Raw genomic sequence first — 14,201 nt, 5'->3', positions numbered from 1 at the left:
GGATTTTTTGCGTTAACAGCCACCCTCAGTGTGGGTTTGAATGTTGCTCAGGTCACGCCCGTACTGTATGTTACTGGTGAGTAACATGTTCGGCGCCGGCCGAGTGATGACTGTTCAATGATGAGTTCAAGCAAAGGAATGCCCGTGCCCAAGGCTGCTGTAGACCTAAACAACCTTCCCTACGCCGATGGTGACTTCTACGGATTCGAGCAACTGCTCTCCGAGAAGGAGCGGGAGCGTCTGCAGGAGATCCGTGATTTCCTGGCCAAGGAAGTCAGGCCCATTGCCGTTGATTGCTGGAATCGCGGCGAATTCCCCATGGAGCTCATTCCCAAGCTGGCTGAGGCCAACCTCATGAGCCCGGTCCGCCATCAGGGCTACTCCAATGTCTTCGCCGGCATTGTCCACGCAGAATTCACTCGCGCAGATGCTTCCATTGCCACCTTCATGGGCGTTCATGACGGTCTGTTCACCGGCTCCATTGAGGCGCTGGCCTCGGAAGAGCAAAAGGCCGCCTGGCTGCCGGATATTTACGCCATGAAAAAGATCGGCGCCTTCGGCTTGACCGAACCCTTGGGTGGCTCCGATGTAGCTGGCGGTACCCGGACCACGGCCGTCCGCGACGGCGACAACTGGATCCTCAACGGTGCCAAGCGCTGGATCGGCAACGCCACATTCTCCGACTGGGTTGTCATCTACGCTCGCGATGTAGCCGACAATCAGGTCAAGGCATTCATGGTGGACACCTCGCTACCCGGCTACAGTGCCACGAAGATTGAAAACAAGATCGCCCTGCGCACCGTCCAGAACGCCGACATTCTGCTAGATAACGTGGTTGTTCCGCACGAGTTCAAGCTCGCCGGCGGCAATAGCTTCCGCGATACCAACAAGGTTCTGAAGGTCACCCGACTTGCAGTCGCATGGCAGGCGGTAGGCCAGCAATTGGCGGCGTTCGATGTTGCCCGCCGCTACGCCGTGGAACGTCAGCAGTTTGGCCGCCCCATTGCTTCCTTCCAGATGGTCCAGGATCAGCTGGTGCAGATGCTCGGCAACACCGTCAGCTCCATGGGCATGATGGTCCGCCTGGGCCAGCTCGAGGATCAAGGTCTGGCCAAGGACGAGCAATCGGCCCTGGCCAAGGCCTTCACTACGGCTCGCATGCGTGAGACCGTCGCCATGGGTCGCAACCTGCTCGGCGGCAACGGCATCGTCACCGACTATGAAATGGCCAAGATCTTCGCAGACGCCGAGGCTATCTACTCCTATGAAGGCACCTACGAAATCAATACCCTGGTCACCGGCCGGGCCATCACGGGAATCTCTGCAATCGTCTAGATCGGTATGCGACTGAACCTCCCCGCGTGGGAGGTTCAGTTGTTTAACGGCAGCAACACCGAGGGGCGTAGGTCCATGATGAACTGCAGTGGGTCAAGGTATTCCTCGCCTCGCCGCACACCCCAGTGAAGGCAGCTAACCACACCGGCCGCCCCTCCATCGCAATGAGTGGGCCCCGAGACCGTGCCAACAACTTGTCCGCGGACCACGGAGTCGCCCACCTTGAGCTGTGAGATGGCAGGCTCAAAACTCAAGCGAAGACCGTTATCCACGGCAATGGTCAACACCTCCCTACTAACCACGACGCCGGAGAAAGTCACCACTCCGGCCGTGGGTGCAAGAACGTCTGCACCTTGTGGAGCGGCCAAGTCCACGCCGCGATGGCCAGACAGCCATGGCTGAGCTGGTGGATCAAAAGGGTGAATCACGGCAGCAACTCCTTCCAGGGGCCACCCCCAAGCCAAAGACGCAGGCAGGGGAGCGGCAGCCCTGGAAAGTTCGGACGCGATGGTCGAAGCCGGCAGTGCTGCCGGAGCCGGCAAGGTGACCAGCGCAAGAAGGGCTGCTGCCAAGTATCGAAAAGTGTGAAACGCGGACAAAGTGCTCATAAGACCAGCGTCGCCCTGAAACGCGACCCGCGCCTCGCCCTAAGGGAAAATGTGGCCAAGAAGGCAATATTCGCCTCCTGTGGAGGACTTGCTTTGGTCAGCCCCTGTAGAGGTCTTGTAGTAACATTGAGGGAGCAGTGCGCTGTTTGTGCACTGACTACGCGCACCCCACCCTGATGAGGTCTCAAGAATTATCTTGGACACTGCTGATGGATTGTGCCCATACGGTCCGCCTCACGGTGGTTTATGGAATGCACAATGGGTGCCAGGAGCTAACGAACCGCTTGGGAAACCGTGCGGCTCTACACGCTAAATAACCGTTAAATTATATTGAAGGAGCGCCGGCATGCCCGTCGTAACAATGCGCCAGCTGCTTGACAGCGGCGTCCACTTTGGACACCAGACCCGTCGTTGGAACCCGAAGATGAAGCGATTCATCCTGACGGAGCGCAACGGCATCTACATCATCGACCTGCAGCAGTCACTGTCTTTCATTGACCGCGCATACGAGTTCGTAAAGGCCACCGTTGCACACGGCGGCACCGTTCTCTTCGTTGGTACCAAGAAGCAGGCTCAGGAAGCAATCGCCGAGCAGGCTACTCGTGTTGGCCAGCCGTACGTGAACCAGCGCTGGTTGGGTGGTATGCTCACCAACTTCCAGACCGTTTCCAAGCGTATCGCCCGCATGAAGGAACTCGAAGAGATCAATTTCGAAGACGTTGCTTCCTCCGGTCACACCAAGAAGGAGCTCTTGCTCCTCAAGCGTGAACTCATCAAGCTGCAGACCAACCTCGGTGGTATCCGCAACCTGACCAAGGCACCGTCCGTGCTTTGGGTTGTTGACACCCCGAAGGAACACCTCGCCATCGACGAGGCTCACAAGCTGAACATCCCGGTTGTTGCCATCTTGGACTCCAACTGCAACCCCGACGAAGTTGATTTCCCGATTCCGGGTAACGACGACGCCATCCGCTCCGTTGCACTGTTGACTCGTGTCATCGCTGACGCCATTGCTGAAGGCCTGATCGCCCGCAACAACAAGGCAACCGGCAACGAAGAAGCACCGGCTGAGCCCTTGGCTGAGTGGGAGCGCGAACTCCTCGAAGGCGACAAGGCTGTTGAAGCACCGGCTGAAGCCGCTGTTGAAGCTCCGGTTGAGGCCGAGGCTGTTGTTGAAGCACCCGTCGAAGCTGCTGTTGAAGCACCGGCTGAAGCTGCAACCGAGAAGTAACATCCTTTCCTGGCAGTGACGTGCACGGGGTCAACCCGGCAAGTTACAGCCAAGTCAAGGAACCAGATGCTGGCAGGATCGCACCGCTCACAAGGCAAAGCGGTCCTGCCAGAACTGGCCTAAAACTGATTTACATACTCAAACATCTACACTGAGGGGTTCATATGGCGAACTACACCGCCGCTGATATTAAGGCTCTGCGCGAGCGCACGGGCGCTGGCATGATGGACGTCAAGAAGGCTCTCGACGAGGCCAACGGCGACGCCGACAAGGCCATGGAGCTCATCCGCATCAAGGGCCTCAAGGGTGCCACCAAGCGCGAAGGCCGTTCAACCGCTGAAGGCCTCGTTGCCGCAGCTGTTGACGGTGGCGTTGGCGTCATGGTTGAGGTCGCCTGCGAAACTGACTTCGTAGCCAAGGCTGCTCCCTTCATCGAATTCGCCAACAAGGTTCTGGCCACGGCCGTCTCCTCCGGCGCGGCCGATGTTGAGGCACTGCTGGCCGTTGACGTAGACGGCAAGCCCATGTCCGAGGCTGTCATTGCAGCCGGCGCACTCTTGGGTGAAAAGGTTGCCATCCGCCGCCTTGCCCGCGTTGAAGGTGCAACTGTTGACGCTTACCTGCACAAGACCTCTAAGGACCTTCCGGCCCAGGTTGGCGTGCTGTTCGCTATTGACGGCGACAACCAGGAAGTTGCCCACGACGTAGCCGTGCACATTGCTGCCATGTCCCCGACGTTCCTGACCCGTGACGAAGTTGCTCCTGAGGTCGTTGAAAGCGAACGCCGCATTGCAAGCGAAACCGCACAGGCCGAGGGCAAGCCCGAAGCTGCCATGACGAAGATCGTTGAAGGACGCCTCACCGGCTTCTTCAAGGAGATCGTCTTGGTTGACCAGCCCTTCGCGAAGGACTCCAAGAAAAGCGTTGCCGCTGTTCTGGCAGAAGCAAGCGTCAAGCCTGTTGGCTTTGCACGTTTCCGCGTTGGCGCATAACTAACGCAAAATGCTCTAAAAGATGTGACGAAGAAGGGGCAATCGCAAACTGCGGTTGCCCCTTCTTGGCGTCTATTGTCAGCTAAGATTTTAGACGCACCACTTTGCCCGGTCCTGGATCTGGTAATCACTGCTCAACTGCACGCAAGCAGCTGGCGCGTGGCAAACAAACGCACCGTCAGCAAAACGCCGGTACCCACGGAAGGCACCATGACCACGAATACTTCGCAGAACGCGCCCACTACCCCCGCAGCAGGAGCCCCCAAGCGCCGTCGTGTGTTGCTAAAGCTCTCCGGTGAGGTATTTGGCGCAGGCAAGCTCGGCGTCGATCCGGATACGATCCGAGCCATCGCCAAGCAGATCGCCAGCACCGTGGACACAGTTGAGGTGGCCATTGTTGTAGGCGGCGGCAACTTCTTCCGCGGAGCCGAGCTTTCCGCTTCCGGTATGGACCGCTCACGCGCCGACTACATGGGTATGCTGGGCACCGTCATGAACTGCCTGGCACTTCAGGACTTCCTGGAACAAGCTGGAGTCGATACCCGCGTGCAGAGCGCCATCACCATGGGTCAGGTTGCTGAAGCCTACATTCCCCGGCGCGCCATCCGCCACCTCGAGAAGAGCCGCGTGGTCATCTTCGGTGCCGGTGCAGGCCTGCCCTACTTCTCCACTGACACCGTCGCAGCCCAGCGTGCGCTGGAAGTCCACGCAGACGTGGTTCTCATGGCCAAGAACGGTGTCGACGGTGTCTACACGGCCGATCCCAAGAAGGACCCCACGGCCGTCAAGCTCGACCACTTGAGCTACGACGAGGCCATGGCACGTGACATTCGCGTCATGGACCAGACAGCGTTCAGCCTGTGCAAGGACAACAACGTGACCATGCTGGTCTTCGGCATGGAAGGCGAAGGCAATGTTGCCCGTGCCATCCTTGGCGAGGAGCTGGGAACGCTGGTCACGCCGTAGTGAAAGTGTCCCGGCCATGCTGACGTGTGGCTGGGCAGGTTCGCCGTGGTGATCACGGTAGGATGGTCTCAGAATTGCCGCGGTTTTTTGCCGCGGAAAAGAAGTGTCTTTATTTATTGAGGGAGAAGCGCGTGATCGAAGAAGCATTGCTCGAGGCAGAAGAAAAGATGGACAAGGCCATTGAGGTTGCCAAAGAGGAATTCTCTGCGGTCCGCACTGGCCGTGCCAACCCTGCCATGTTCCATAAGGTCATGGTTGAGTACTACGGTTCGCCGACGCCGCTGCAGCAGCTGGCCTCGTTCTCCGTTCCGGAAGCACGCACCCTGCTGATCTCTCCGTTCGACAAGACGGCCATGCATGACATCGAGCGCGCACTGAGCTCCTCCGAGGTTGGCGCCAACCCATCCAACGACGGCACCGTTATCCGCATCAACATGCCGGAGCTGACCCAGGAACGCCGCAAGGAATACGTCAAGATTGTCCGCACCAAGGGTGAAGACGCCAAGATCTCTGTTCGCAACATCCGTCGCAAGGCCAAGGAGCAGCTGGACCGCCTAGTCAAGGATGGCGACGCCGGTGAAGACGAGGGCAACCGCGCCGAGAAGGAACTTGACGCCATGACCAAGTCTCACGTGGACAACATCGACGAATTGCTCAAACGCAAGGAAGCCGAGCTCCTCGAGGTCTAATGACAGACCCCAAGAGTACGCTGGCCGGTTCCCAAGGGGAACCGGCCGCGTCCAATCCAACGCCCGAGCTCATACCAGCTCCGGCTGAATACCAGTTTCCCACGCGGAAAGCCCGCCGTCACGCTGAATTGACGGGTATGATTCCCATCATCGTGCCCAAAAACGCTGCGGCTGAGCCTGCTGCGGGACAGCAGGAAACCGGGAAGAACGACGCCGAGACCACCCCAGGCACGAGCCAGGCCGACGCTCCGGTTGAGCAGGTAGAAGCCGCGGAGCAGGTGGACACCGAGCAGGATAAGCCTGATTCCCCTGCGGCCCCCTTGGGTGAGGCCTCCGGCGTCGGGCATTCAATGGACACCGAGCTTCCCATGGACGCTGAGACGGATTCGGAGAACGCGCCGCGACCCGTATCTGCGATGCAGGTGACGGGTCTACCCGTGATTCCGGTTCCGCAAGGGCCCGTGGGAGCCATGCCTGAGGCCGCTACAACTCTCAAAGCTGCACGCACACCCAAGGCCGGCAGGGATCTTCCAGCCGCCATCAGCGTGGGCGTCGGGCTGCTGGTTCTGGTAGTTGTGTCCTTGTTGTTCTTCCCGGTTGCCTTCGTTTTTGTGGCCACGGTCTTTGCCTGTGTTGGCGTATGGGAAGTCAACCGTGCCATCGGCACCAGGGGCATCAAGGCGCCAACCACTCCGATCATGGTGGGCGCCTTGGCCATGCCAATCTCAGCCTATTTTGCTGGTGCGGAAGGTTTGCTCTTTGCCCTCGTGGCAAGCGCCGCAGCGACAGTTCTCTGGCGCTCCCTTGATTCCGAACCCGGAGCTGTCAAGAGCATTCTGGCTGGCGTGTTCTCCCTCATGTGGATCCCGTTCCTACTCAGCTTCGTGTTCCTGATGCTTCGCGGCGATCAGCAGCCAATTCTGGGCTTGACCTTGGACTTGGGGAACATCAGCCCCGGCGTGATCGAGGTTCTCATCATGCTGATGCTGGTAGTTGCCAACGACACTTTCGGGTATTTGGTAGGCGTGATTTTTGGCAAGCACCCCATGGCGCCCAAGATCAGTCCAAAGAAGTCCTGGGAAGGTTTCGCCGGTTCTCTGGCAGGGGCAACGCTCGTAGCGATTCCGGCCACTATGTTCCTGCTTGATCAACAATGGTGGGTTGGGCTTGTCCTTGCCGTCGGCCTGGTTTTTGCCGGCACGGGTGGCGACTTTGCTGAGTCCATGGTTAAGCGTGAGCTTGGCGTGAAGGACATGAGTAACTTATTGCCCGGCCACGGCGGGGTCATGGATAGACTCGATTCAATCTTGTTTGCCGCACCGGTGGCTTACGCCATCTTTACCGTAGTCGGCCAGTTCTGACCGCCGTGCCCCGGTGCATGGCACCGTTCGTTGCAACCCGTAGAGAAAAGTTCAAGGAATGACTGTGACAGTGGATGAGACCCCCCGGACCAACTCCAAGTTTAAGTTGGTTGGTCCCAAGGAAGTTGGTTACAACGTCAAGCAGGTGGATGTGTTCCTGGAGCGCGCCCGGGCGTACTTCCTGAACACCGATACCAGTGGCAAGGCAATCACGAGCCTCGACGTTCGCACGGCCTCGTTCGACCCGGCCAGGGGTGGCTACAACGCTCAGGCTGTGGACGCTGCCATGGACCGGATCGAAGATGAGTTTGTTCTTCGCGAGAAGGAATTGCTCATTGCCGGAGAAGGCGAAAAGGCCTGGATGATGAAGATCGGCAAGACAGCTTCCGTGCTGCGCGCCCGCCTTCACCGTCCCGACGGCGAACGCTTCCGCCGCCCCAGCAGGAAGGGCGCGCAGAGCTACAACATCAAGGATGTTGACGTGCTCTGCCGTGAGCTCTTGGTCTATATCGAGGACAACGGCGAGCTCAGCGTTGATGTTGTGCGCCGTGCCGTCTTTGCCCCTGAAAAGGGTGCAGACGGATATGAAGAAAGCCAGGTTGACGCGTTCCTTGACAGGGTTGTGGAGCTGATGGCATCCATCGATCCGCTGCCCGCCAAGTAGCTCCCGACGCCTTACTGGTTCCGGGGGTTCTCTACAGCCAGTGGCCGTTCCGGAACGTGCAGCTTGGTCATGAAACGCGCCACTGAGCTGCTGCGGCGGTGAGCCGTAGCCTTCGAGACGAGAATGGTGACCAGAAATGCCGCAGGAACGGTCCACGCGGCGGGCTGAGTCAAGACGTCACGCCAAGGTGACTCCAGCCCCACACGGGCCCCGGCAAGAATAGCCGTTCCGCAGAGGACACCGCCGGTCAGCATTCCCGCAACAGCGCCAGCATCGGTCAATCCGCGCCACCAAATGCCCAGCAGCAGCAGAGGGCAGATCGTGGATGCGGTGAAGGCAAAAACCAGTCCCACGCTACCGGCCAGCGCCAACGAGTCCGTCATCATGGCAACGCCAAAAGGAACGACGGCGGCGAAAACTGCCGCGATCCTAAATCCGCGCACGCTGCCGCCCATGATGTCCTGGCTGATCACTCCGGCCAGCGAGACAACGAGGCCCGAGGTTGTGGAGAGGAACGCCGCGAAGGCTCCGGCCACCACCAACGCGGAGAGCATGTCGCCACCCAGGCCACCAATGAGCCGCCCAGGCAGCAGCAGGACCGTGGCATCCGGGTAACCGTTGATCGCCAGCTCCGGCAGAAACGCCCGGCCAAGAACGCCGTAGATGGTGGGGAACAAGTAAAACACCGACAACAACCCCAAAACGATCAGGGTCGTCCGGCGAGCTGCCGCGCCGTCGGGGTTTGTATAAAAACGCACCAACACGTGGGGGAGCCCCAGCGTCCCGAAAAGGAGTGCGACCATGAGTGAGAGTGTGCTGTACGTGGCGCCGCCCGTGAGCGGCTCTGCCGGAGGAAATAGCTCGACCCCGCCGGGTAGTGCAGGGGCAGGTCCTGAACTGCCGGTGACCATGAGCAACATGAACACGGCAGGTACTGCCAGCGCCGTGAGTTTTAGCCAAAACTGAAATGCCTGAACAAAGGTAATGGACCGCATTCCGCCCGTCACCACTGTCAAGCACACAATAACCACGACGGCGCCGGCTCCCACCCAGGATGGCAACCCTGTGGTGGTACGAATGGTGAGTGCGGCACCGTGCAATTGCGGCACAATATAGAACCATCCCACAGCAACTACCAGAATGCTGGTCACATAACGGGCAGTGGTTGATTCAAGCCGGGCTTGGGCGAAATCCGGGATGGTGTAGGCGCCGGATCGGCGCAATGGAGCGGCTACAAAGAACAGCAGCATCAAGTACCCGGCTGTGTAGCCAATGGGAAACCACAGCGCATCGATCCCTGACATGACTATGAGTCCGGCGATGCCCAGAAAACTGGCTGCTGAGAGGTATTCACCGCCAATGGCCGAGGCGTTCCACCACGGCTTGACGGTGCGTGAGGCTACGTAAAAATCGCTCGTGGTGCGGGAGATCCGGAGCCCGTAAAAGCCAATGATGGTGGTGGCCAGAGAAACAAGAATGAAGGCCGAATAGCCGATGACCGGATTCATTTTTCATCCACCAGATCTCGGTAGGCCGATTCGTTCTTGGCCGCGGCCCTCACATAAAGCCAGGCGCAGGCACCGATGATGGGGTAAACGCCAACGCCCAGGACCAGCCAAGGAAGCGGAATGCCGGCAAGCCGCGATTCGGCAATGGCGGGCACCCATCTGACAGCCCCCCAACACAACAGCAATGACGCAGCGAAGCCAGCGGAGACGACGATAGCCAGCCGGAGTTGAGATCGGATGAGTGAGCGCACCATGACTTCGCCGACGGCCGTTTGTTCGGCCACTTCTTGGGATACGGTGGCGCCGTAGGATTCTCGGTGGCCGTTGCGGCGTGGGGCGGCGACCCTTTCTCTGCCTGTGGCCGGCGGCTGGGTGGGGCCTGTGCTCACGGCTTGTACCGGAGGCTCATGCTAGCGGCCGAACACGCGTTGCTTGCAGATGTTCCCGCAGTACGGATATGTGGCGGCGGCTGACGGGTAATACCGCGCTACCCACTGAAACTGTGGGTTTGGCAGCACTGAGTTTCATGGCCGTCACAAAACCCAAGCAGACCAGGTAAGAGCGGTGGATCCTGATGAATCCGGATTCGCTCCACCGCTGTTCAAGATCTGCAAGTGGGATCCGGATCAAGTAGCTGGCCTCGGCTGTGTGGAGACGGGCGTAGTCGCCCTGAGCCTGCACAAATTTCACCTCGTCCAAGCGAATAATGCGGCTGACACCGCCCTGGTCTACGGTGATCATCTCAACTTCTTCGGCGGCCGCTGGGTGGGAGACAAGCTCAACCACCCTGTCCACTGTGCGCGTTAGGCGATCAGTGCGCAAGGGTTTGAGCAGGTAGTCCACAGCCGCGAGCTCGAAGGCTTCCAGCGCGCGATCGTCGTCGGCCGTTACGAAGATGACAAGTGGCGGGTTGCTGCGCCGGCCAATCACTTCTGCCAGCTCCAGCCCGGACAGTCCGGGCATGTGGATGTCAAGGAAAACCGCATGCACCTCGTGCTTTTCCAGCAGGTCAAGAGCTTGGGCACTGTTCTGGGCGCGATGAATTCGCCCTATGCGGGGGTCGCGGCCCAGTAAGAAAGCCAGCTCCTCAACCGCCGGTAGCTCGTCGTCAGCGACAAGGACGTTAATCATGCGCTAAGCCTAACCGCCGAGGGGCCCCAAGCGGGGGCCCACGCCCGCGAGGGTCCCGTCGCGAGCTTGCGAGCGATGGGAGCGGGTGGGGAGAAGCGAGTTTGGGGAGGCGGGGAGGCGCTAACCGCCGAGGGGCCCCAAGCGGGGGCCCACGCCCGCGATGGGAGCGGGTGGGGAGAAGCGAGTTTGGGGAGGCGCTAGGCGTCGTGCCCGGGTTGGTTCTTCGGCACCGTCATGGTGATGAGCATGCCATGCCCTAATCCTGTATCGATCGTGAGCCCGTGGTCCTCGCCATAAACCTGGCGGAGACGGGCATCGACGTTGCGCAGACCTACATGATGCCCGTCTTGTTGGCCGGCAAGTACCAGCCGCAGCTGTTCAGGGTCCATGCCAACGCCGTCGTCCTCTATTGTGACTTCCGTGTACGCGCCCAGGTCTCGCGCGCAGATCTGCACCGTCCCCGATCCGACTTTGGCTTCAAGCCCGTGGCGAACGGCGTTTTCCACCAGCGGCTGCAGGCTCAGGAACGGAATTACGGTACTGAGGACCTCAGGGGCGATCTGCAAACTGACCTGCAAACGATCACCAAAACGGGCATTTTCCAGCAGGAGGTATCGGTCGATGCACCGCAATTCCTCGGCCAAAGTAGTGAAGTCTCCATGACGGCGGAAGGAGTAGCGAGTGAAATCTGCGAATTCCACCACAAGGTCCCGGGCGCGCTGTGGATCGGTGTTGATGAATGATGCGATGGCGTTTAGTGAGTTGTAAATAAAGTGCGGGCTGATCTGGGCGCGAAGAGCACGGACCTCGGCCTCAGCCAACAGGGTCCGCGAGGAGCTCAGCTCGGCGATCTCGAGTTGTGCCGAAACCCACGTGGCCACCTCGTTGGTGGCCCGCACCAGCCCGGCCGTAGGGGTTTTTGAAAGAATGATGACGGCGCCTACCGGCCGGGAATCGACCTTCAGTGGACTGATGACCGCGGCCTTGAGGTCGCCGTCGTGCGGGGGTAGTCCCAGCGCCTCGCGCAGCGGCCCATCCAGGGAGGCCACCTGCGTGCGACCGTTGCTGAGCGCCTTGGCCACCAGTTCCATGACGACGGGGGACTCCGGTTGTTTTGCAGCGGCGCCGGATCCGTCCCATGCCAGCAGACGAGCGTTGTCTGTCATGGCAAAAGCAGCGCAGTTGAGCAATGTGCGCAATTGGCGGCTCGCCTTCAACGCACCAGCCGGTTCCAGGCCATTGCGTAGTTGTTCTCCGGCCACCGCAGCCGAATGCAGTGCCGCAAATGTGGCATGTTCGGCTTCCGTGCCGAGCTCACGGTGTGAGCGGGACAGTCGGAAGCCAACTGCGGCCACAATGGCTATCGCTGCAACCACCGCTGCGATGGTCGTTATGAGCAGGAGGGTCGAATCGCTGAGCACTTCAGTGGGCATGAAGACAAGACTAGCGGGGGAATTTGCCGTTCGGCGCAGCTTGCATGCCGTTCACCGCGGAGGCCTTCGAACAACATCAAAATGTGAGCCAGGACACTTCATAGTGGAAGCTATCACATCACTCAAGGAGGAATGATGGGTAACTCAGCCCACGCAAGCACGCCAGGTCCGGTGGATTTTGTCGCAGAACAAAGGTCCCCGGAGTTTCAAGAGCTTCGCAAGTCTCACAGAAGTTTCGTTTTCCCCGTAGCCGCCGGATTCCTCATCTGGTACTTCGCCTATGTCTTGTTGGCGGCCTATGCGCACGACTTCATGTCCATCAAGGTGTGGGGGAGCATCAACGTTGGTTTGCTCTTGGGTCTGCTGCAGTTCGTCACCACCTTCGGCATCACCACTTGGTATGTCACGTACGCTAATCGCCGGCTCGATCCCCAGGCCGCCGTGATCCGCCAACGCTTGGAAAAACAGATCGAAGAAGCCGATATGAACAAGGAAGAGGTTTAGCTCATGAGCCTGTCCGCCACACTCAGCAACGTCGCACCGCTGGCTGCATCTCTTGGTGAGCAGACCAAGGAACACTCATGGATCAATATCTTGATCTTTGTTGGCTTCGTGGCCATCACGATGGTTGTCGTATTCCGCGCCAGCCGCAATAACAACACCGCGGCTGATTATTACGCAGCGGGCCGATCGTTCTCGGGCGGCCAAAACGGAACTGCCATTGCCGGTGACTACCTGTCGGCGGCTTCCTTCTTGGGCATTACCGGAGCAATCGCCGTCAATGGCTACGACGGCTTCCTCTACTCCATTGGCTTCCTTGTTGCATGGCTTGTGGCGCTCTTGCTCGTCGCTGAACTGCTGCGCAACACGGGCAAGTTCACCATGGCGGATGTGCTCTCCTTCCGTCTGAAGCAGCGCCCCGTGCGCATTGCCGCTGCCACCACAACATTGGTTGTCTGTTTCTTCTACCTTCTGGCCCAGATGGCGGGCGCCGGCGGCTTGGTGTCATTGTTGCTGGGTCTGGACAGCTCCAATAAGGCGGGACAAAACGTTGTCATTGCCGTGGTTGGTGTCCTCATGATCGTGTACGTACTGATCGGTGGCATGAAGGGCACCACATGGGTACAGATCATCAAAGCCTTCCTGTTGATCATTGGCGCCGCAATTATGACCATCATTGTGCTCGCCATGCATGGCTTCAACCTCTCAACACTCATGGATGCAGCCGTGCAGACCTCCGTTGCCGAGGGTGGAGTTGGCGAAGCCCTGCTCAACCCGGGAGCGCAGTACGGCAAGGCACCGCTTGACTTCATCTCCCTCGCCCTGGCTTTGGTTCTGGGCACCGCGGCACTGCCCCACGTCCTGATGCGCTTCTACACTGTCCCCACCGCCAAGGAAGCCCGGAAATCAGTAGTGTGGGCCATCTGGCTCATCGGTGCCTTCTACCTATTCACCTTGGTGTTGGGTTACGGCGCGGGTGCGTTGATCGGCAAGGAAGCAATTCTCGACGCTCCTGGTGGAGTCAACGCCGCAGCACCGCTGCTGGCGTTTGTGATTGGCGGGCCCGTTCTGCTCGGCTTCATTTCAGCCGTTGCATTCGCCACGATTCTGGCTGTGGTGGCTGGCCTCACCATCACTGCAGCTGCCTCGTTTGCCCACGACATTTACTCCAATGTCATCGCCAAGGGTGACCCCAAACCTGAAATGGAAGTCAAAGTTGCTCGCCGCACAGTGGTTGTGATCGGTCTCGTCGCCATTGGCGGCGGCATCCTGGCCAATGGCCAGAACATCGCGTTCCTCGTAGCTCTCGCATTCGCGGTGGCCGCATCGGCAAACCTGCCCACCATTGTCTACTCGCTGTTCTGGAAAAAGTTCACTACACAAGGGGCACTCTGGAGCATGTACGGCGGACTGGCCTCGGCTATCCTCCTCATCGCCTTCTCCCCGGTAGTGTCCGGCAATACAAAGGCCATGATTCCTGGCGCGGACTTCTCCTGGTTCCCGCTGGCCAACCCAGGCATTGTCTCCATCCCGCTGGCGTTCTTCCTCGGCTGGTTGGGAACAGTGCTGGATAAGAACACGGAAAACGCCGTCATCCAAGCAGAGATGGAAGTCCGCTCTCTTACCGGCATCGGTGCAGAAAAGGCGGCGGACCACTAGTCCCCAGTCCCTCCCCAATGTTCAGCCGCTGGCGCGTCTGAATATTGGGGCCCCTCGGGACTGTGGGCCCGGTTCATGTGTGGAGGTACAGCCGCAAGCGTGTCTCCCCTTGGGGGCCACTCG

Annotated in this window: 14 protein-coding genes; 9 read left to right on the top strand and 5 right to left on the bottom strand. The window is 59.5% G+C overall.

Going from position 1 to position 14,201, the window contains the following annotated elements; all coding sequences use genetic code 11:
• Positions 1 to 138 precede the first annotated feature (138 nt).
• Positions 139 to 1,335: an acyl-CoA dehydrogenase family protein gene (locus tag BLV41_RS09035; protein ID WP_074711408.1), complete on the top strand. Its 1,197-nt coding sequence runs from the start codon at positions 139 to 141 to the stop codon at positions 1,333 to 1,335.
• A 35-nt stretch (positions 1,336 to 1,370) separates the two neighbouring features.
• On the opposite strand, the gene BLV41_RS09030 is transcribed toward BLV41_RS09035, so the two are convergent.
• Entirely contained in the window at positions 1,371 to 1,943 is a 573-nt protein-coding gene (locus BLV41_RS09030) for a M23 family metallopeptidase (RefSeq protein WP_074711407.1), read from the bottom strand.
• A gap of 346 nt (positions 1,944 to 2,289) precedes the next feature.
• Here BLV41_RS09030 and rpsB point away from each other — a divergent pair, with 346 nt between their 5' ends.
• The 6 genes from rpsB (at position 2,290) to BLV41_RS09000 (ending at position 7,846) form a co-directional block, all read left to right on the top strand.
• Positions 2,290 to 3,174, top strand: a complete 885-nt coding sequence (gene rpsB, locus BLV41_RS09025; protein ID WP_044570643.1) for a 30S ribosomal protein S2 — start codon at positions 2,290 to 2,292, stop codon at positions 3,172 to 3,174.
• A gap of 164 nt (positions 3,175 to 3,338) precedes the next feature.
• On the top strand, positions 3,339 to 4,166 hold the full coding sequence (gene tsf / locus BLV41_RS09020) for a translation elongation factor Ts (RefSeq protein WP_074711406.1): 828 nt from the start codon (positions 3,339 to 3,341) through the stop codon (positions 4,164 to 4,166).
• Between the two features lie 210 nt (positions 4,167 to 4,376).
• Complete coding sequence (pyrH, locus tag BLV41_RS09015; RefSeq protein ID WP_044570639.1) at positions 4,377 to 5,132, top strand: UMP kinase; 756 nt, start codon at positions 4,377 to 4,379, stop codon at positions 5,130 to 5,132.
• A 131-nt stretch (positions 5,133 to 5,263) separates the two neighbouring features.
• Complete coding sequence (gene frr, locus BLV41_RS09010) at positions 5,264 to 5,821, top strand: ribosome recycling factor (RefSeq protein ID WP_044570637.1); 558 nt, start codon at positions 5,264 to 5,266, stop codon at positions 5,819 to 5,821.
• Positions 5,821 to 7,182 (top strand): phosphatidate cytidylyltransferase, encoded by a 1,362-nt coding sequence (locus BLV41_RS09005; protein ID WP_342028188.1) that lies wholly within the window; start codon positions 5,821 to 5,823, stop codon positions 7,180 to 7,182. Before frr ends, BLV41_RS09005 begins: the two co-directional genes overlap by 1 nt.
• A 64-nt stretch (positions 7,183 to 7,246) precedes the next feature.
• The gene (locus tag BLV41_RS09000; RefSeq protein ID WP_074711405.1) at positions 7,247 to 7,846 is read left to right on the top strand and encodes a DivIVA domain-containing protein; all 600 of its coding nucleotides are present in this window, start codon (positions 7,247 to 7,249) and stop codon (positions 7,844 to 7,846) included.
• An 11-nt stretch (positions 7,847 to 7,857) separates the two neighbouring features.
• Here the strand turns inward: BLV41_RS09000 and BLV41_RS08995 are convergent, their stop codons facing one another.
• The 4 genes from BLV41_RS08995 to BLV41_RS08980 all read right to left on the bottom strand — a co-directional run bounded on the left by BLV41_RS08995 (position 7,858) and on the right by BLV41_RS08980 (position 11,918).
• Positions 7,858 to 9,354, bottom strand: coding sequence for a sodium/solute symporter (locus BLV41_RS08995; protein ID WP_074711404.1), 1,497 nt, complete (start codon positions 9,352 to 9,354; stop codon positions 7,858 to 7,860).
• Positions 9,351 to 9,743 (bottom strand): hypothetical protein, encoded by a 393-nt coding sequence (locus tag BLV41_RS08990; protein ID WP_044570629.1) that lies wholly within the window; start codon positions 9,741 to 9,743, stop codon positions 9,351 to 9,353. The genes BLV41_RS08995 and BLV41_RS08990 overlap by 4 nt, the downstream gene beginning before the upstream one ends.
• Positions 9,744 to 9,759: 16 nt before the next feature.
• Positions 9,760 to 10,485 (bottom strand): LytR/AlgR family response regulator transcription factor, encoded by a 726-nt coding sequence (locus BLV41_RS08985; RefSeq protein ID WP_074711403.1) that lies wholly within the window; start codon positions 10,483 to 10,485, stop codon positions 9,760 to 9,762.
• Between the two features lie 197 nt (positions 10,486 to 10,682).
• Positions 10,683 to 11,918 (bottom strand): sensor histidine kinase, encoded by a 1,236-nt coding sequence (locus BLV41_RS08980; protein WP_074711402.1) that lies wholly within the window; start codon positions 11,916 to 11,918, stop codon positions 10,683 to 10,685.
• 135 nt (positions 11,919 to 12,053) lie between these two features.
• On the opposite strand from BLV41_RS08980, the gene BLV41_RS08975 reads away from it, so the two are divergent.
• Positions 12,054 to 12,422, top strand: coding sequence for a DUF485 domain-containing protein (locus BLV41_RS08975; protein WP_044579152.1), 369 nt, complete (start codon positions 12,054 to 12,056; stop codon positions 12,420 to 12,422).
• A 3-nt stretch (positions 12,423 to 12,425) separates the two neighbouring features.
• Complete coding sequence (locus BLV41_RS08970; protein WP_083360682.1) at positions 12,426 to 14,078, top strand: solute symporter family protein; 1,653 nt, start codon at positions 12,426 to 12,428, stop codon at positions 14,076 to 14,078.
• The last annotated feature ends 123 nt before the right edge of the window (positions 14,079 to 14,201 follow it).

The organism is Arthrobacter alpinus (assembly GCF_900105965.1).
Taxonomy (GTDB): Bacteria; Actinomycetota; Actinomycetes; order Actinomycetales; family Micrococcaceae; genus Specibacter; species Specibacter alpinus.
The sequence above is the reverse complement of the archived record's forward strand: the minus strand, read 5'-3'. Positions and strand labels throughout refer to the sequence as shown.

Excerpts from the sequence above, each read along its gene's own strand:
- BLV41_RS08995 (WP_074711404.1), bottom strand. The coding sequence starts at position 9,354 with ATGAATCCGGTCATCGGCTATTCGGCCTTCATTCTTGTTTCTCTGGCC.
- BLV41_RS09035 (WP_074711408.1), top strand. The coding sequence starts at position 139 with ATGCCCGTGCCCAAGGCTGCTGTAGACCTAAACAACCTTCCCTACGCC.
- BLV41_RS08975 (WP_044579152.1), top strand. The coding sequence starts at position 12,054 with ATGGGTAACTCAGCCCACGCAAGCACGCCAGGTCCGGTGGATTTTGTC.
- BLV41_RS08985 (WP_074711403.1), bottom strand. The coding sequence starts at position 10,485 with ATGATTAACGTCCTTGTCGCTGACGACGAGCTACCGGCGGTTGAGGAG.
- BLV41_RS08970 (WP_083360682.1), top strand. The coding sequence starts at position 12,426 with ATGAGCCTGTCCGCCACACTCAGCAACGTCGCACCGCTGGCTGCATCT.
- rpsB (WP_044570643.1), top strand. The coding sequence starts at position 2,290 with ATGCCCGTCGTAACAATGCGCCAGCTGCTTGACAGCGGCGTCCACTTT.
- pyrH (WP_044570639.1), top strand. The coding sequence starts at position 4,377 with ATGACCACGAATACTTCGCAGAACGCGCCCACTACCCCCGCAGCAGGA.
- tsf (WP_074711406.1), top strand. The coding sequence starts at position 3,339 with ATGGCGAACTACACCGCCGCTGATATTAAGGCTCTGCGCGAGCGCACG.
- BLV41_RS08980 (WP_074711402.1), bottom strand. The coding sequence starts at position 11,918 with ATGCCCACTGAAGTGCTCAGCGATTCGACCCTCCTGCTCATAACGACC.
- BLV41_RS09030 (WP_074711407.1), bottom strand. The coding sequence starts at position 1,943 with ATGAGCACTTTGTCCGCGTTTCACACTTTTCGATACTTGGCAGCAGCC.
- BLV41_RS09005 (WP_342028188.1), top strand. The coding sequence starts at position 5,821 with ATGACAGACCCCAAGAGTACGCTGGCCGGTTCCCAAGGGGAACCGGCC.